At 68.3% G+C, this 17,290-nt stretch carries 15 protein-coding genes and 1 pseudogene; 14 read left to right on the top strand and 2 right to left on the bottom strand.

Annotated features, from left to right (window positions below; all coding sequences use genetic code 11):
* From IZR01_RS39055 to groL, 3 genes are all read left to right on the top strand, one after another.
* A partial coding sequence (locus tag IZR01_RS39055) for a polysaccharide deacetylase family protein (protein WP_194926791.1) occupies positions 1-618 on the top strand: 618 nt, incomplete at its 5' end.
* A gap of 999 nt (positions 619-1,617) precedes the next feature.
* On the top strand, positions 1,618-1,914 hold the full coding sequence (gene groES, locus IZR01_RS39050; RefSeq protein ID WP_212007089.1) for a co-chaperone GroES: 297 nt from the start codon (positions 1,618-1,620) through the stop codon (positions 1,912-1,914).
* A 108-nt stretch (positions 1,915-2,022) separates the two neighbouring features.
* Complete coding sequence (gene groL / locus IZR01_RS39045) at positions 2,023-3,651, top strand: chaperonin GroEL (protein WP_194897613.1); 1,629 nt, start codon at positions 2,023-2,025, stop codon at positions 3,649-3,651.
* A gap of 562 nt (positions 3,652-4,213) precedes the next feature.
* Here the strand turns inward: groL and IZR01_RS54535 are convergent.
* Positions 4,214-4,475 (bottom strand): annotated as a pseudogene (locus IZR01_RS54535) (WhiB family transcriptional regulator); the annotation flags it as partial.
* An 863-nt stretch (positions 4,476-5,338) separates the two neighbouring features.
* Here IZR01_RS54535 and IZR01_RS39035 point away from each other — a divergent pair.
* The 11 genes from IZR01_RS39035 (at position 5,339) to IZR01_RS38985 (ending at position 16,325) form a co-directional block, all read left to right on the top strand.
* Positions 5,339-5,950, top strand: a complete 612-nt coding sequence (locus IZR01_RS39035) for a response regulator transcription factor (RefSeq protein WP_012785233.1) — start codon at positions 5,339-5,341, stop codon at positions 5,948-5,950.
* Positions 5,951-6,117: 167 nt separating this feature from the next.
* Positions 6,118-7,614 (top strand): IMP dehydrogenase, encoded by a 1,497-nt coding sequence (gene guaB / locus IZR01_RS39030; RefSeq protein WP_194897615.1) that lies wholly within the window; start codon positions 6,118-6,120, stop codon positions 7,612-7,614.
* Between the two features lie 113 nt (positions 7,615-7,727).
* Entirely contained in the window at positions 7,728-8,837 is a 1,110-nt protein-coding gene (locus IZR01_RS39025) for a GuaB3 family IMP dehydrogenase-related protein (RefSeq protein ID WP_194926790.1), read from the top strand.
* A 151-nt stretch (positions 8,838-8,988) separates the two neighbouring features.
* On the top strand, positions 8,989-10,698 hold the full coding sequence (locus IZR01_RS39020) for a glycerol-3-phosphate dehydrogenase/oxidase (RefSeq protein ID WP_194897617.1): 1,710 nt from the start codon (positions 8,989-8,991) through the stop codon (positions 10,696-10,698).
* A gap of 90 nt (positions 10,699-10,788) precedes the next feature.
* Entirely contained in the window at positions 10,789-11,277 is a 489-nt protein-coding gene (locus IZR01_RS39015; RefSeq protein ID WP_194926789.1) for a glutathione peroxidase, read from the top strand.
* 44 nt (positions 11,278-11,321) lie between these two features.
* The gene (locus IZR01_RS39010; RefSeq protein WP_194897619.1) at positions 11,322-12,296 is read left to right on the top strand and encodes an oxidoreductase; all 975 of its coding nucleotides are present in this window, start codon (positions 11,322-11,324) and stop codon (positions 12,294-12,296) included.
* Positions 12,297-12,404: 108 nt separating this feature from the next.
* Positions 12,405-12,896 (top strand): hypothetical protein, encoded by a 492-nt coding sequence (locus IZR01_RS39005; protein ID WP_194926788.1) that lies wholly within the window; start codon positions 12,405-12,407, stop codon positions 12,894-12,896.
* 127 nt (positions 12,897-13,023) lie between these two features.
* On the top strand, positions 13,024-14,676 hold the full coding sequence (locus IZR01_RS39000) for a succinic semialdehyde dehydrogenase (RefSeq protein WP_194897621.1): 1,653 nt from the start codon (positions 13,024-13,026) through the stop codon (positions 14,674-14,676).
* Positions 14,677-14,851: 175 nt separating this feature from the next.
* Positions 14,852-15,220 (top strand): WXG100 family type VII secretion target, encoded by a 369-nt coding sequence (locus IZR01_RS38995; RefSeq protein WP_194897622.1) that lies wholly within the window; start codon positions 14,852-14,854, stop codon positions 15,218-15,220.
* 14 nt (positions 15,221-15,234) lie between these two features.
* Complete coding sequence (locus IZR01_RS38990) at positions 15,235-15,531, top strand: WXG100 family type VII secretion target (protein ID WP_194897623.1); 297 nt, start codon at positions 15,235-15,237, stop codon at positions 15,529-15,531.
* Between the two features lie 338 nt (positions 15,532-15,869).
* Positions 15,870-16,325 (top strand): chorismate mutase, encoded by a 456-nt coding sequence (locus IZR01_RS38985; protein WP_194926787.1) that lies wholly within the window; start codon positions 15,870-15,872, stop codon positions 16,323-16,325.
* A gap of 290 nt (positions 16,326-16,615) precedes the next feature.
* Here IZR01_RS38985 and IZR01_RS38980 read toward each other — a convergent pair whose 3' ends face one another.
* Positions 16,616-17,050, bottom strand: a complete 435-nt coding sequence (locus tag IZR01_RS38980; RefSeq protein WP_194900168.1) for a DUF6918 family protein — start codon at positions 17,048-17,050, stop codon at positions 16,616-16,618.
* Positions 17,051-17,290: the final 240 nt, after the last annotated feature.

The raw sequence follows: 17,290 nt of genomic DNA, 5'->3' as shown, positions 1-17,290 counted from the left end.
GTCAACACCAACGTGGACCTCCCCCCAGTCATCAGCCACATCCCCACCGACCAGAAGATCTGCTTCCTGACCATCGACGACGGCGCCGAAAAAGACCCCGCCTTCCTCCAAATGGTCAAAGACTTCCGCATCCCCATCACCATGTTCCTGGCAGACATCTTCATCCAGGACGACTACAACTACTTCACCCAACTCCGAGACACCGGCTACTGCACCATCCAGAACCACACCCTCCACCACCCAGACATGCCGACCCTAAGCGCCGCCCGCCAACTATCCGAGGTCACAGGCCAACAGCAAAAACTGGTCAAGACCTACAACACCCACCCATACCTCTTCCGAGCCCCCTTCGGAAACACCAACAAAGCAACCCAAGAGGCCTGCAAGCAAAACAGCCTCAAAGCCATCTGCTACTGGCGAGCCTCCTTCCAAAAGCAAGGCTTCCAATGGCAAGCCGCCGACAAAAAGCTCCGCCCCGGCGACATCCTCCTAGCCCACTTCCGAGGCCCCAAAGCCAACGGCAAAGGCTGGCCCGAGATGCACGAACTGATGACCAACCTGTTCCGCATAGTCCAGCAACAGGGCTACACCTTCGCCCGCCTGGAGGACTACGTCTGAGCCCCGCGCCTGAGCCCCGCGTCTGAGGCGCGTCTGGGCCCCGCGTCTGATGGGCTGGCGCCCTACCGGCCCATCGCCGCTCCTCGGCCGGCGGGTAGCCGGGCCCACCGACCCGGCGCAGCTTGGTCGAGCCACACGCAGCCCCCGCCACCTTGTCGCACCTGGCTACCATGTGCTGTTCTGCGCCGCCGTCCGCCGTCCGCCGTCCGCCGTCCGCCGTCCGCCATGTGCCATGTGCCATGTGCCATGCGTGGCCTGTCGCCTGTCGCGCCCGCCACGCGCCGCCCCCGCCAGGTCGGCGAGCCTGCCCGCCGCCCGGCCCGCTGCTGAACACTGCGGCGTCGCGCACACAGCCGCCCCCGTCCAGCCCACCCGCAGCAGCCCCAACGCCGCCAACATCAGCATCATCCATTCGGCCTCGTCGATTCTGCGTAGCCACTGATACGCACAACATCGGATGTCCGATTCGCGGCAATAACGAACTATGGACGTGTACCCGGCGGCAGCATCACGGATCACAGCCGCCGGGGACCGACAGCCGAACACACCCGTCGCCGCGGACAGAGCTCACCGCGCGGCGGGCGCATCGGACGTCGTGCCCTCGGGCGGTCGCCAGGTCGCCTGTCTGCTCGGTGGAAGGGGAGAAAAGCCCCGGACACTGGTCAGTGTCTAGGGCGGGGGAGCTCCCCCACCACCGAGCAGTCCCGGGGCCGGCGCGCCGGCCCCGGGAGGGCAACCCCACCGCCCGCTCTCCCCGCGGGTGGCGAACGGGGGCGCATGCGCCGCCCGGCACGCAGGTGTGCCGTGGCGGGGTTCGGCCCCCGGCCGGCGGCCCTGGCACTCCACTTGACCGAGTGCTAAAGGCCCGCCTACTCTCGCCTTTGGCACCCTCGCACCGAGAGTGCCAGCGCGATCCGGCCGGACCCTGGCACCCGCGACGACAGGTTCCGCAACCAGTTCCGCGTAGCCATCCGTCACGCGAACGAAAGGTCACACATCGTGGCTACCGTTGCCATCAAGCCGCTCGAGGACCGCGTCGTCGTCAAGCCGCTCGACGCCGAGCAGACCACCGCTTCCGGCCTCGTCATTCCGGACACCGCCAAGGAGAAGCCGCAGGAGGGCGTCGTCCTGGCCGTGGGCCCGGGGCGCTGGGAGGACGGCAAGCGCGTCGAGCTCGACGTCAAGGAGGGCGACATCGTCCTCTACAGCAAGTACGGCGGCACCGAGGTCAAGTACAACAACGAGGACTACCTCGTTCTGTCGGCGCGCGACCTGCTCGCGATCGTCAACAAGTAACTCGTCGCGCGGCCCTCACAGCTGCGATCCGCCCCGGGCGGCCGGGGACCCGGCCATGCCGCCGGGGCGGATTTTTCTTCTTCTTAAAGACAAGGAACGTACTCGCTCATGGCGAAGATGCTCGAATTCGACGAGGACGCCCGCCGCAAGCTCGAGCGCGGAGTCAACGCGCTCGCCGACGCGGTCAAGGTCACCATCGGCCCGAAGGGCCGTAACGTCGTCATCGACAAGAAGTTCGGTGCCCCGACCATCACCAACGACGGCGTGACGATCGCCCGTGAGGTGGAGCTCGAGGACCCGTACGAGAACCTCGGCGCGCAGCTGGCGAAGGAAGTCGCCACCAAGACCAACGACGTCGCCGGTGACGGTACCACCACCGCGACCGTGCTGGCCCAGGCGATGGTGCGCGAGGGTCTGCGCAACGTCGCGGCCGGCGCGCAGCCGATCGCGCTCAAGCGCGGCATCGACAAGGCCGTGGTGGCCGTGTCCGACCAGCTGCTGTCCACCGCCAAGCAGGTGGAGAGCAAGGAGTCCATCGCCCAGGTCGGTGCGATCTCGGCGCAGGACAAGGCGATCGGCGACCTGATCGCCGAGGCCATGGACAAGGTGGGCAAGGACGGTGTCATCACCGTCGAAGAGTCCAACACCATGGGCCTGGAGCTCGAGTTCACCGAGGGCATGCAGTTCGACAAGGGTTACCTGTCGCCCTACATGGTGACCGACCAGGAGCGCATGGAAGCGGTCCTGGAGGACCCCTACATCCTGATCAACCAGGGCAAGATCAGCTCGCTGAACGAGCTGCTGCCGCTGCTGGAGAAGGTCGCGCAGTCCCGCAAGCCGCTGCTGATCATCGCCGAGGACGTCGACGGCGAGGCGCTGTCCACCCTGGTCGTGAACAAGATCCGCGGCACCTTCACCTCGGTCGCGGTCAAGGCCCCGGCCTTCGGCGACCGGCGCAAGGCGATCCTGGAGGACCTGGCGATCCTGACCGGTGCGCAGGTCGTGGCGCCCGAGGTCGGCCTGAAGCTGGACCAGGTCGGCGTCGAGGTGCTGGGTACCGCCCGCCGCGTGACCGTCACCAAGGACGACACCACCGTCGTGGACGGCGCCGGTGACGGTGCGGCCGTGTCCGACCGCGTGAAGCAGATCAAGGCCGCGATCGAGACCACCGACTCCGACTGGGACCGCGAGAAGCTGCAGGAGCGGCTGGCCAAGCTGGCCGGCGGCGTGTGCGTCATCCGCGTCGGCGCGGCCACCGAGGTCGAGCTGAAGGAGAAGAAGCACCGTCTGGAGGACGCCATCTCCGCGACCCGCGCCGCGGTCGAGGAGGGCATCGTCGCCGGTGGTGGCTCCGCTCTGGTCCACGCCGTCTCGGTGCTGGACGGCGACCTGGGCCTGACCGGCGACGAGGCGACCGGCGTGCGCGTCGTCCGCCGCGCCGCGGTCGAGCCGCTGCGCTGGATCGCCGAGAACGCCGGCCTCGAGGGCTACGTCGTGACCGACAAGGTCTCGAACCTGCCCGTCGGCTCCGGCCTGAACGCGGCCACCGGCGAGTACGTCGACCTGGTCGCGGCCGGCGTCATCGACCCGGTCAAGGTCACCCGTTCCGCGCTGGCCAACGCCGCCTCCATCGCCTCGATGCTGCTCACGACCGAGACCCTGGTCGTCGAGAAGCCGGAGCCGAAGGAAGACGAGGGCCACGGCCACTCGCACGGCGGCCACGGCCACAGCCACTAGAACCCACAGCTACGGCTACGGCCACAGCAACCGCTACGGCCACGGCCACAGGCACTGGAACCCACGGCCACGGCCACGGCCACGGCCGCAGCAACCGCTACGGCAACGCACGGCTACAACCGCGGCTGGCCGCAGTGACCAAGGGCCACAGCCCCTCAGGGCTCGCTAGCGCTATAGCGAACCCTGAGGGCGGCTCTGTACAGCGAAGGGCGGCTCTATACAGAACTCCGTATAGAGCCGCCCTTCTGCCGCTCGCCTTAAAGGCGGGGAAGCCGGGCCAGCCTTGTGAACCACGGGCCGTAGATCGAGAACCCTGAACCGGGCGTCTCTAGGGACCGCGACTACGGCTTAGTCTTCGCCTTAGCCCGCACCCCGGCCGAAACCGCGTTAGCCGGCCGCGTCATCGTCATCCCATTACTGGGCGCGGTAGCCGGCGCACCCGAAGGCTTCGACTGGAGCTTCACCGGGACCTTCGTCGTCGGCTTGCGCACCGGCTTGGTGTTCTTCGCCGTGGCCAGCGCCGCGAGCTTCGCGGCCCGTGCGGCCGACTTCTCCCGCGTGTAGTGCTCGTCGCGCTCTTCCTCGGTCATGCCGCCCCACACGCCATAGGGCTCGTGCACGCGCAGCGCGTGCTCGCGGCATGGCTTGCATACCGGGCAGTGCAGACAGACCTCCTTCGCGGCCTCCTCCCGCGAGGTCCGCGCTTGACCGCGCTCGCCCTCTGGATGGAAGAACAAGTCGCTGTCGGTCCCGCGGCATGAGCCGCGCAACTGCCAGTCCCAGAAGTCCGCGTTCGGGCCCGGGAGACGGGACACGTCGGCCATGGTGAACCCTTCCTTCCGCCGACCAGCAAAACCGCGAATCCGCAGGTCAGTCGTCTGTTGTCGGACGACCGACGGCGAGTCGCTAGATGGAGTGGTCTTCGGCTGCATCGTGTTGGCCGCAGCCGCGGCGGGTGCATGATCCCGTTGAGAGTGCGGGAAATGCATCGGCGCCGCGGCGGCGGCCCTACCTCGTGGTGAACCAGGTGTCAGTTGTCCAATACCTGATCCGGCGAGCGGTCATACCGATCATGCCCCGAACCGTGCTCGATTGTCACTGAGTTGCCGCAATCGACTACGGAACGTGAGCAACAGCACGGCGGTGGACCGCCGGCTGGAACGAGAGGCGCGGCAGGTTGATCGGGCTCCCCGAAGATGACGGCTGGGACCACGACGGGTGGGTGCGGGCCTTGGACGCCGGCCTGCCCCCCGAGAGTGGTGGCGGAGGTGGCCGGGGCGGACGTGGCGGACGGGGCTCAAGGGACTCCAGGGACTCCAGGGATTCCAAAGACCCGGGCGACAACCGGGACGAGGCCGGCGAGGACTACGCCGACCGCCCCGAAGATCGCCCCTGGACCCCGATCCCACGCCAGGCGAAGTCCGCTGAGCGGGGGCTGATCCCGCCCCAGCGCCGTCTGAAAAAAACATCGCGGAGCGCGTAACGCTTTCGGGTGAAGCTCGTTTTGCATCTCGGAGTGACGATGGCCCGCGTTCCCGCCCGCCGCCCGACCGCCTCTGTCCGAGGCGCCACGCGCAGCGGTCCGCATATGGGTGGGTGGCGAAGCGGCGCGAACCATCGACTACGGGGACCTGTCCGCCATAAGCTCAATAGGTGTCACAACCTCACGAATGTGGAGGCTTGACCAATGACGTCCATCCTAGTCTGCGACGACTCCCCGCTGGCCCGGGAGACGCTGCGACGCGCCGTGGCGACCGTGCCCGGTGTCGACAAGGTCACCACCGCCAACAGCGGCGAGGAAGTGCTGCGCCGGTGGACGGCCGACCGCTCCGACCTGGTCCTGATGGACGTGCGGATGCCGGGCCTGGGCGGCGTGGAGACCGTGCGGCGGCTGCTGTCCAACGACCCCAACGCCCGGGTGATCATGCTCACCATGGCCGAGGACCTGGACGGCGTGGCGCTCGCGGTGGCCACCGGCGCCCGCGGCTACCTGCACAAGGACGCCTCCCGGGCCGAGCTGCGCGCCACCGTCAGCCAGGCGCTGGCCGACCCGACCTGGCGGCTGGCCCCGCGCCGGCTGCGCCCGGCCGAGATCGGCGCCGTCCCGACCCTGACCGCCCGCGAGATCCAGGTGCTGGAGGGCATGAGCCACGGCCGCTCCAACGCCGAGATCGGCCGGGACCTGTTCCTCTCGGAAGACACGGTGAAGACCCATGCGCGCAGGCTGTTCAAGAAGCTCGGCGCCTCCGACCGGGCGCACGCCGTCGCGCTCGGGTTCCGCTGGGGCCTGGTCCGCTGAGGGCGGACCGGCCGGTCCGCACGTCCGCGGTCCCGGCGGGGCCAACGGCGCCGTGTGCCGGTGTGATTCCGAGCACGCCGGAGGCGATCATCCGTTGATCGGTTTGGTCGGGCCGGATTCCTGGGGGAAGATTGCTTATCGGTCCCCCTTGACATTCGGATGGTGACATGTCTGACGCCGGCCTGCCCGCCAAGTTCGCGACTCTCGGCCTGACCTACGATGACGTCCTGCTGGTGCCGGCCTACTCCGAAGTGGTGCCCACCGATCTGATCACCGGGACCCGGCTGTCGCGCAACATCACCTTGAACGTGCCGCTGATCTCGGCGGCCATGGACACCGTCACCGAGGCCCGCATGGCGATCGCCATGGCCCGCCAGGGCGGGGTCGGCGTCCTGCACCGCAACCTGTCGATCGAGGCCCAGGCCGCGCAGGTGGACCTGGTCAAGCGCTCGGAGTCGGGCATGGTCACCCAGCCGGTGACCGTCGCGCCGGACGCCACCTTGGCCCAGGTGGACGCGCTGTGTGCCAAGTACCGCATCTCCGGCCTGCCGGTGACCGCCGCCGACGGCACCCTGCTGGGCATCATCACCAACCGCGACCTGCGCTTCGAGGTGGACAAGTCGCGCCGGGTGGCCGAGGTCATGACCCCGATGCCGCTGGTGACCGGCCCGGCCGGGATAAGCGGCGAGGACGCGATGAAGCTCCTGGCCCAGCACAAGATCGAGAAGCTGCCCTTGATCAACCCGGACGGCAAGCTGTCCGGCCTGATCACCGTCAAGGACTTCGACAAGAGCGAGAAATACCCGCTGGCCACCAAGGACGAGAACGGCCGGCTGCGGGTCGGCGCGGCGATCGGCTTCCTCGGCGACTCCTTCGAGCGGGCCCAGGCCCTGATCCGGGCCGGTGTGGACTTCCTGGTCATCGACAGCGCGCACGGCCACTCCAAGGTCGAGCTGGACATGATCGCCAAGGTCAAGGCCGAGGCCCCGCACATGGACGTGATCGCCGGCAACGTGGTCACCTCGGCCGGCGGCCGGGCGCTGATCGAAGCCGGCGCCGACGCGATCAAGGTCGGCGTGGGTCCGGGCTCCATCTGCACTACGCGTGTAGTAGCCGGAGTCGGCATGCCGCAGGTGACGGCGGTCTACGAGGTCGCCCAGGCGGCCCGCGAGCACGGCGTCCCGGTGATCGCCGACGGCGGCCTGCAGTACTCCGGCGACATCGGCAAGGCGATCGCCGCCGGCGCCGACTCGGTGATGCTCGGCTCGCTGCTGGCCGGCTGCGAGGAGTCGCCCGGCGAGCTGCTGTTCATCAACGGCAAGCAGTTCAAGTCCTACCGCGGCATGGGCTCGCTGGGCGCAATGCAGTCCCGCGGCGAGAACAAGTCCTACTCCAAGGACCGCTACTTCCAGGGCGACGTCGAGTCGGACGAGAAGCTGATCGCCGAGGGCATCGAGGGCCAGGTTCCCTACCGCGGCCCGCTGGCCTCCGTGGTGCAGCAGCTGATCGGCGGCCTGCGCCAGTCGATGCTCTATTGCGGCGCCCACACCGTCCCGCAGTTGCAGGACGCGCAGCTGGTCCGGATCACCGCCGCCGGCCTGCGTGAGAGCCACCCGCACGACATCCAGATGACGGTCGAGGCGCCGAACTACTCCAAGCGCTGACCATATAGAGCGCTGACCATCGCTGACCATATAGAGCACCGATAGAGCACCCGACGGCCCGACGCTGTAGCGTCGGGCCGTAAGTACGTCTGCAGAGAGTCGAGGTAGTCCAGGTGACCGAGGTCGAGATCGGCCGGGCCAAGCGTGGCCGCCGTGCCTACGGGTTCGACGACGTGGCGGTCGTCCCGTCGCGCCGCACCCGGGACCCCGAAGAAGTCTCCATCGCCTGGCAGATCGACGCCTACCGGTTCGACACGCCGTTCATGGCCGCGCCGATGGACAGCGTGGTCTCCCCGGCCACCGCGATCCGGATCGGCAAGCTCGGCGGCCTCGGCGTCCTCAACCTGGAGGGCCTGTGGACCCGCTACGAGAACCCTGAGCCACTTCTGCAGGAGATCGCGGATCTCCCCGCAGACGACTTCACCAAGCGTCTGCAGGAGATCTACAGCGCCCCGGTACAGCCCGAGCTGATCGCCGCGCGCGTCAAGGAGATCCGCGCCGCCGGCGTCACCGTGGCCGGCGCACTGTCTCCGCAACTCACCGCGGAGTTCCAGTCAGTGGCCGTCGCAGCGGGCCTCGACATGTTGGTCATCCGCGGCACCACAGTGTCCGCCGAACACGTGTCGGCCGGCGCCGAGCCGCTGAACCTGAAGCAGTTTATCTACGAGCTCGACATCCCGGTCGTGGTCGGCGGCTGCGCGACCTACCAGGCGGCCCTGCACCTTATGCGTGCCGGTGCCGCGGGCATCCTGGTCGGCTTCGGCGGCGGCTCGACGCAGACCACCCGTGACGTCCTCGGTATCGCGGTGCCGATGGCCTCCGCGGTCTCCGACGTAGCCGCCGCGCGCCGCGACTATCTGGACGAGTCCGGCGGCCGCTATGTGCACGTCATCGCGGACGGCGCCATGGGCGTCTCCGGCGACATCACCAAGGCGATCGCCTGTGGCGCCGACGCGGTGATGATCGGCTCCCCGCTGGCCCGGGCCGCCGAGGCGCCGGGCCGGGGCTTCCACTGGGGCACGGAGGCGCACCACGCTTCGGTCCCGCGCGGGCACCGCACCGCGGTCGGCACCGTCGGGACGCTGGAGGAAATCCTCAACGGGCCGTCCTCCTCGCCCGACGGAACCATGAACCTCTCCGGCGCCCTGCGTCGCGCGATGGGGACCTGCGGCTACACCGAGCTCAAGGGCTTCCAGCGCGTCGAGGTCACCATCGCGACCTGAGCGTTCCGCCCTTCAGGGGACTGTGGGGGAACGCTCGGGAGTGCCCGGGATCGCTGTAGAGAGGCCTGATCACCTCACTTGTGATCGGCTTCACGGGTGATGTGCCTCCCGTGCCCGCGTGTAGTGGCCCCAGTTAGGGCAGGCTTGTGGTGTGCGTAGTGTGCAGCTGGGTCCAAAGCAGCGGGAGGCGGCGCTGTCCGCCATGGCAGAGCGCGAGCTCGACGTCGTGGTCGTGGGCGGTGGCGTCGTGGGAACCGGGACGGCGTTGGACGCCGCGACCCGGGGTCTGAGCGTGGGTCTGTTGGAGGCGCGGGACTGGGCGTCGGGTACGTCCTCCCGCTCCTCCAAACTCATCCACGGCGGCCTTCGCTATCTGGAGATGCTTGATTTCGGTCTGGTCCGCGAGGCGCTGAAGGAACGCGGCCTACTGCTGGAGCGGCTGGCCCCGCACCTGGTGCGTCCGGTCCCGTTCCTGTACCCGCTGACGGGCCGTGCCTGGGAGCGCGTATACGCGGGTTCCGGGGTCGCCCTGTATGACGGGATGGCCACGTCGTCCGGCCACGGCAGAGGTCTGCCCCTGCACCGCCAGCTGACACGACGCGGTGCGCTACGTATCGCGCCCGCGCTAAAGCGTTCCTCGCTTGTGGGAGCCATCCAGTACTACGACGCGCAGGTAGACGACGCGCGCTACGTGACGTTCCTCGCGCGTACCGCCGCGAGCTACGGCGCGCACGTAGCGTCCCGGGCACGAGTCACGGGCTTCCTCCGTGAAGGGGAGCGGGTCACCGGCGTTATTGTCACGGACCTGGAGACCGGCAACACCCAGGAGATCCGCGCCAAGCAGGTGGTGAACGCCACCGGCGTGTGGACCGATGACACGCAGGCTTTGGTGGGGGAGCGTGGACGCTTCCATGTGCGCGCCTCTAAGGGGATCCACCTTGTGGTCCCCAAGGACCGCATCCAGTCCTCCAGCGGAATCATCCTCCGCACGGAGAAGTCCGTCCTCTTCATCATCCCGTGGGACCGCCACTGGATCATCGGCACGACCGACACTGACTGGACCCTCGACAAGGCGCACCCGGCGGCCTCTAAGACCGACATCCAGTACCTGTTGGATCACGTCAACTCCGTCCTTAACGTGCCCCTGTCGCGGGCCGACGTAGAGGGCGTGTACGCCGGACTCCGTCCGTTGCTCGCCGGCGAGTCCGACGAGACGTCACAGCTGTCGCGGGAGCACATCGTCGCGCACGTCGTACCCGGCCTCGTGGTCGTGGCCGGCGGCAAGTACACGACGTACCGGGTGATGGCGAAGGACGCCGTCGACGCGGCCGTCCACGGGCTCGGCGGAGGCGTCCCGGAGTCTCCGACGGAGAACGTCCCGCTGCTCGGTGCCGACGGGTATCAGGCGCTGTGGAACAACCGCACCCGGATCGCAACACGTAGCGGGCTACACGTTGCGCGCGTGGAACACCTCCTGCGCCGCTACGGTTCCCTGGTCGACGAAGTCTTGGACCTCACCGCGGCACAGCCGGACCTCGCTGAACCGCTGCCCGGCGCGGAGGACTACCTCAAGGCGGAAGTCGTCTACGCGGCTCAGTCCGAAGGCGCGCTGCACTTGGACGACGTCCTGGCCCGCCGGCTCCGGGTCTCCATCGAGACCTTCGACCGTGGAGTCGGTGCCGCCGAACCCACGGCGCGCCTTATCGCCCCGGTCCTCGGCTGGACCGAGGAGCAGATCAAGCGCGAGGTCGAGCATTACGTGGCGCGAGTGGCCGCCGAACGGGAATCTCAGGAGCAGCCGGACGACGCCACCGCGGACGCGGCCCGGCTCGGCGCGCCGGACATCGTCCCAGTGATGTAGTCCCTGATGGAGCCCAGATGGGCTCCAGATGGAGCCCGGGTGGTTGAGCCACCCGGGAATCTGTTCAAGCCCGCGTGCTTTGATACCGACATGAGCCTCTACGACATCCCGATCAACACCCTCGACGGCAAGCCGGCCTCGCTCAAGGACTACCAGGGCAAGGCCGTTCTCCTCGTCAACGTCGCCTCCCGCTGTGGCCTCACGCCTCAGTACGAAGGCCTGGAGCGCCTCCACGAGCGCTACGCCGACCGCGGTTTCACGGTCCTCGGCGTCCCCTGCAACCAGTTCATGGGTCAGGAGCCGGGCAGCGCTGAGGAGATCCAGGAGTTCTGCTCAGCGACTTACGGAGTGACCTTCCCCCTGATGGAGAAGATCGAGGTGAACGGGGACGATCGGCACCCCCTTTACACCGAGCTCTCCAAGACGACCGACGCCGAGGGCAACGACGGCGACATCCAGTGGAACTTTGAAAAGTTCTTGATCGGCGCCGACGGGACCGTCCTCAAGCGCTTCCGTCCGCGCACCGAACCGGAGGCCTCCGAGGTGGTCGAAGCCATCGAAGCGGCGCTCCCGGCCTAGTGACAGGTAGTGACAGGCGCGGCTGATCACGCCAGGATGGCGCTATGCCGCATTGGACTCCGGAGGAAATGCCGGATCTGACGGGGCGAGTCGCCATGGTCACGGGGGCCAGCAGCGGGATCGGGTTCCGAACAGCGTTGGAACTCGCGCGTCACGGAGCCCGGACCCTGCTCGCCGTTCGTGATCCGGACAAAGGAGAGTTCGCGCGGGAGCGGATCACCGGGGTGATCCCCTCCGCGCGCGGACTCGTCGAGATCGTCACCGTCGACCTGGCGAGCCTGGACTCGATCGAGGACGCCGCCGCCGACCTGGCCGACCGCACGGCGGCCGTGGACATCCTGATCAACAACGCGGGCGTGATGGTGCCGGACGGCCTGACCACCGACGACGGCTTCGAGCTCCAGTTCGGGACCAACCACCTCGGGCACTTCGCGCTCACCGGCCGGGTGTTGCCGCTGCTGCTGGCCGCGGAGTCCGGCCGCGTGGTCACCATCTCCAGCCTCACGCACCGCCGCGCCCGGCCGGTCTGGGACTTCGAACCGGCCGAGGTCAATACCAAGGAGTCCTACAGCGAAGCCGACTGGCACCGGCATCGTGTCTCCTCCTACGGGCGCTCCAAGCTCGCCAACCTCTTGTTCGCCCGGGAGTTGGACCGTAAGGCGAAGCGCGCGCGGGTCGCACTAGCGAGTGTCGCTGCGCACCCCGGCTATACGGCCACCGGCTTGTTCACCAAGACCTCCTTCAGCCGGCATAACCGGGTCGTCTCCGGACTGTCCCAGTTCGTCACCAGGGCGACCGGCCAGAGCCCCGCCACAGGTGCGTGGCCGTCTCTATATGCAGCGACACATGTGGACCTGTTCGGGGGCGAGTACATCGGACCGCGCGGTCCTGGCGAGATGCGCGGCGCGCCCGCGCGAGCCGTCATGAGCTTGATTGCGCAGGACGAGTCCGTGGCCGCCGCGTTGTGGGACCAGTCCGTCGCGGCTACCGGTGTGGGGTACGAAGAGCTGTCCCGCTGAGGGCTCCAGACTGAGGGCTCGGCGAAGATCCGCGAAAAAGTGGGGAACCGGGGTGCGAGTCGCTGCGTCCAACTGCCAGTGACAGTGTCGGCTAGGAGATGGAGCACAATGAAGCCCCTGGTGAAGACCGTGGCGACCACCGCCGTCGTGTTGACGGCGCTGGCCGGGTGCGCCTCCCGCAGCTCGGGAGGCTCCAGCGCATCGAATGCCGGCGCGGGCGGCGACACCGCCTCGTCGTCTACCCCCTCGTCCCCCGCGAGCCCGAGCACGTCCGCTTCGAGCTCCGGCAGCGCCTCCAACCCCTCGGACCCCGGAACGGTGAAGTACGTCTCACCGCAGGGCGTCGTACTGGAGAAGGACGGTGTCACCTTGGCCACCGAGGTGAACTGGGGCGGGTGCAACGACCAGCCGCAGCTCGTGGTGACGAGCCAGGACGCCTCCAAGGTCGTGGTCGAGCTGAAGACCGTTTCGCACTACCGGGTCGGGATGATGTGCCCGGACAACATGCGCAACGGTGAGGCGACCGTGAAACTCGCCGCCCCCCTGGCCTCGCGCCAGGTGTTCGACGGCGTCAAGAACGTGGCTCTCAGCGTCAGCTGAGGGTCCGGCCCCCCGAGTGTCGGGCCCCTTCCGTAGTGCCTGGGACAACGGAAGGGGCCCGACGCGTGTCTTCACATGTTGTTACCCATGGCTGACACCGGTGGGTTTTTCTGGGAAGCTCATCGCCATGACCGCCGACACCATCGACCCGGGCAACGGCATATCCGAGGACGCGCAGGACGTTCCGGGCGGGGCCGGACCCCAGCAGGCCACCCGCCTCGACAGCATCCACTCCCGGCTCTCCGCCGATCTGGTCGAGCGGCTGGTCGGCAAGGTGGCCATCCACGGGGCCGTGGGCGGGCGGACGCAGTCCTACAGTCCGCTCACCGGCGAACTCATCGCCGACTTCCCCGCCAGCGCCCCGCAAGACGTCCGCGCCGCCTTCGCCAAGGCCCGCGTCGCGCAGCAAGCGTGGGGGCAGACCCACCTGTCGCACCGGACTAAGGTCGCCCGCCGAATGCACGACCTGCTCCTGGAGCGCTCCGACCAGCTCCTGGACCTGGTTCAGATAGAGACCGGCAAGGCGCGTAAGCACGCTCTGGACGAGGTCCTGTCGGCCGCCGCCGCGACCCGCCACTACGCGTACGCCTCCCGCGGCTATATACGGAGCAAGCGCCGCCGCGGCGTACTGCCGGTCCTGACGAAGGTCACCGAGAACCGCATCCCCAAGGGCGTCGTCGGCATCATCACGCCGTGGAACTACCCGCTGGCGCTCGCCGTCTCCGACGTCATACCGGCGCTTATCGCGGGCAACGCGGTGGTGCACAAGCCGGACACGCAGACTGCGCTCACTGGGCTGCGGTTGCGCGAACTCGCCGTCCAGGCCGGGCTGCCGGAGGACCTGTGGCAGGTGGTCGTCGGCGACGGTCCGGTGGTCGGGCCCGCGGTCGTGGAGAACGCCGACTATGTGGCGTTCACCGGTTCCACTACTACGGGACGTACTGTCGCGCAGGCTGCGGCATCCCGGCTGATCGGGTGTTCGTTGGAACTCGGCGGCAAGAACGCCATGCTCGTGCTCGACGATGCGGACATAGAGAAGTCGGTGTCCGGTGCGCTGCGCGGCTGCTTCTCCTCCGCAGGGCAGCTCTGTATCTCTATAGAGCGTATATACGTTCACTACACCAAGTACGACGAGTTCCTGTCGCGCTTCCTTACGGAAGTCCGTGCGATGCGCCTGGGCTCCGGGCTCGACTACTCCGCGGACATGGGTTCGCTGACCAATACGAAGCAGCTGGAGAACGTGACGCTGCATGTGGAGGACGCCAAGGCTAAGGGCGCGAAGGTCCTGTCCGGTGGCCGTCGCCGCGCGGAGGTAGGGCCGCTCTTCTATGAGCCGACCGTACTCGGGGACGTTAAGGACACCATGCGTGTCTATGGGGAGGAGACGTTCGGACCTGTGGTGTCCGTGTACTCCTTTAAGAACGAGGGCGAGGCAATAGCGGACGCCAACAACACGCCCTACGGTCTGAACGCTTCTATGTGGACCCGTGACCACAAGCGGGCCCGAGAGATCGCGCGCCAGCTGCATGCCGGCACTGTCAACGTCAACGAGGCGTACGCGGCGGCCTGGGGTTCGGTCGACTCGCCGATGGGCGGCATGGGGCAGTCCGGGGTCGGGCGGCGGCACGGTGCTGAGGGGATCCTGCGGTTCACCGAGGCGCAGACGGCGGCCCGTCAGCGGCTGCTGCCGATCGCGCCCTGGTTCGGGATGTCCGAGGAGCGCTGGGGCTCGCTGATGCTGCGTTCGCTGAAGCTGCTCAAGACCTTGAGAATGAAGTAGCCGTTCCGCAAAACGGGTGACGCCGCGACCGTTTGGTTCCGATTGTCGGTGCCGGAGGTTACGGTGGTGGTCCGACGTCACCCAAGGTCATCGATCGCCTCCTCTGTGACGTCGAAACAGCATCACCGCTTCGTCGCAACGTCACCGCATCGCACCAGAGGGGATGGTGATCCGCATGACGGAACCCGCCTCGTCCGCGTTCGTCCCCGCGCCCGGCGGCCCGGCGCCGGCCGGGCCGGCCCAGTTCGGCGCCACACTGGACGTGATGGCGCAGGCCGCCGCGCAGGTCGGCACGGTCAACGAGGAGATCGCCACGCTGCTGGCCACATTGCTGGCCCAGCTGGAGCCGATCGCCTCGACCTGGAAGGGCGCCGCCTCCGGCGCGTTCCAGAACCTGCACCAGCGCTGGAACGCCGACGCCCGCAAGCTCAACGCCGCACTCGGCGGGATCGCCGAGTCCCTGTCCGGCACCCACCGCCGATACTCGGCGGCCGAGGAGTCGAACACCACGGCCGTCAACCGCGTCGCCGGCCTGATCGGCTGAGGGGAGGAGAGGCGATGAGCTACGGAGGCGAACTGCTCGTCCACGCTGAGACGCTGTCCTCGGCGTCGCAGAACGTGGCGGCGGCGCACAACGAGCTGAACAGCAAGTTGCACGACCTGCGGACGCTGCTGCAACCGCTGACCCAGACGTGGAGCGGGCAGGCGGCGGCGGACTACCAGGATCGGCAGCGGCAGTGGGATCAGGCGCAGGCTGATCTGAACGAGGTGCTGCAGCAGATCGGGAGGGTGTTGGAGGTCGCTCAGCAGCAGTATGGGGATGCTGAGCGGGCGAATATCGACGTGTGGACGTAGATGTAGGCGTGGACGTAGGTGGGTGGGACGGGGCCGTACGGGTTGGTTGGCGGTCGGCGGTGGTTGGCGGCCGGTAATGGCCGACCGCCGTCCTGAACTGTTCGGCCCGGATCATGAGACCGGCTGGACCGGGCCGTGGACGCCGTGGCACCATGACCTCATGCTCGCGAATCGCCGATTTTTTTATGGCTATGGACCTGGGTCCCTAGTCATCGTCGGCTGCTGAGCAGAACCAAGCCAACGAGCGCCTCGGACCCCTTCCGGTTCGGGGCGTTCGCCGTTGGTGCGGGGCGCTGGACCGCAGGGAGCCCGGGCCGAGCCCGAGGAGCCCCGCCATCATGACCGCCAGCGCCACCGCCGACTCCACGTCCGCCGACCGTACGTCTCCCGACCGCACGTCCGCCGACTCCGCGCCCGGTGCTGGCTTGCCGGGGGAGCCCGTCGTTTCCGTGCCCGGGCCCGTGGCCGTACCTGTATCCGCGACGTCTGCCGCGTCTGCCGGGACCGCCGCATCCGCCGTGCCTGCCGCTGTCGAGCAGACGGGCCAGCCCACTCCGGCCGGCGTCCTGACCGGCCGGGCCCGCATCGACGACCTGGACGCCCGCATCCTCGCGCTCATCACCGAGCGGGTCGGCACCGCGGCTGACATCCAGTCGGCTCGCATCGCCGAGGGCGGCCGCCGCCTGGACCTCAAGCGCGAGACCGAGATCATCACCCGCTACCGCGAGACTCTGGGCCGTCCCGGCGTGACCATCGCGATGGCTGTGCTGGAGCTGTGCCGCGGCCGGGTCTGAGCCCTTGCCGGGCCGCCGCCGATCACCTGCCGACCGGCGCGTTCCCGAAACCAGGCGAACCTCGGGCCCGAGCCGTAACCGCCGGGTCACTCGGTCGTTGAACCGCTCGAATCACCGGTGCGGATCGCAGCGCCCGGCCGGCGCCCCACGCTCATGCGCCCGGCCGGTGCCGGCGATGTGGGACACCTCGCCGGTGCCAGTGGTGGACCGCAGGGGACAGCGGGCCGGCCACCAGGAAAAGCGGCGGCTGCCCCGGGGACGCCCGGAGCAGCCGCTGCGGCACCGTCAACTCAGACGGTGTACTTCTCGACGATCTTGCCCAGCTTCGGCAGCGCCTTCTCGATGTTGTCGACGCCCTTGGGCCGCACCTGCTCGTAAGCCTTGCGCAGCGTGGCCCGGTCAGACTGGGCGGCCCGCTCGTCCGTCACCCCCAGCAGCGCGTTCGACACCTCCGGCCCCCTCCCGGCCAGATAGTCGCCGAACGAACCGCCACCGGCGGAGACGAAGTCCTCGTGGAACGGCTCCAGCCGCGTCACGAAGTCGTCCACCAGGGTGTCCACAGCATCGTGGATGATGCCGGACTTGAACGCGGTGACGACCTTGTAGGCGCCCTTCACCATCAGCCCCGAGTCCTTGACCTGCTCGTCAACGAGCTGCACGCAGTCCTTCACGACCTGCGGGCGGTTGGTCGGATTGAGGAGGCTCTCCTGCAGAGTCTGTCCCATTGTTTATGTCCTCGAACGCGGTAGAGGGACGACCGCAACGGACCGGACGCACGCCCGGGGCCCGACGTACGGCCGAGTAGTGAGCGCTTAGGTTACCGTAACGCGACCGGCCGCCAAGCCCGGTTCCACCACCCCACGCTCAGACGTCTGACACCGAAAAAACACACACCCGGCGCCACCAGAACCCGCACCGGAAAACCCGACAACAACCCCACCACCCACCCAACGCCGCCCCTATCG

The organism is Catenulispora pinisilvae, from assembly GCF_015356865.1.
Classification (GTDB): domain Bacteria; phylum Actinomycetota; class Actinomycetes; order Streptomycetales; family Catenulisporaceae; genus Catenulispora; species Catenulispora pinisilvae.
The sequence above is the reverse complement of the archived record's forward strand: the minus strand, read 5'-3'. Positions and strand labels throughout refer to the sequence as shown.

Coding starts and splice junctions, on each gene's coding strand:
- IZR01_RS39035 (WP_012785233.1), top strand. CDS start 5,339: ATGACGTCCATCCTAGTCTGCGACGACTCCCCGCTGGCCCGGGAGACG.
- IZR01_RS38995 (WP_194897622.1), top strand. CDS start 14,852: ATGACGGAACCCGCCTCGTCCGCGTTCGTCCCCGCGCCCGGCGGCCCG.
- IZR01_RS39000 (WP_194897621.1), top strand. CDS start 13,024: ATGACCGCCGACACCATCGACCCGGGCAACGGCATATCCGAGGACGCG.
- IZR01_RS38990 (WP_194897623.1), top strand. CDS start 15,235: ATGAGCTACGGAGGCGAACTGCTCGTCCACGCTGAGACGCTGTCCTCG.
- IZR01_RS39010 (WP_194897619.1), top strand. CDS start 11,322: ATGCCGCATTGGACTCCGGAGGAAATGCCGGATCTGACGGGGCGAGTC.
- groL (WP_194897613.1), top strand. CDS start 2,023: ATGGCGAAGATGCTCGAATTCGACGAGGACGCCCGCCGCAAGCTCGAG.
- guaB (WP_194897615.1), top strand. CDS start 6,118: ATGTCTGACGCCGGCCTGCCCGCCAAGTTCGCGACTCTCGGCCTGACC.
- IZR01_RS38985 (WP_194926787.1), top strand. CDS start 15,870: ATGACCGCCAGCGCCACCGCCGACTCCACGTCCGCCGACCGTACGTCT.
- IZR01_RS39015 (WP_194926789.1), top strand. CDS start 10,789: ATGAGCCTCTACGACATCCCGATCAACACCCTCGACGGCAAGCCGGCC.
- IZR01_RS38980 (WP_194900168.1), bottom strand. CDS start 17,050: ATGGGACAGACTCTGCAGGAGAGCCTCCTCAATCCGACCAACCGCCCG.
- IZR01_RS39005 (WP_194926788.1), top strand. CDS start 12,405: ATGAAGCCCCTGGTGAAGACCGTGGCGACCACCGCCGTCGTGTTGACG.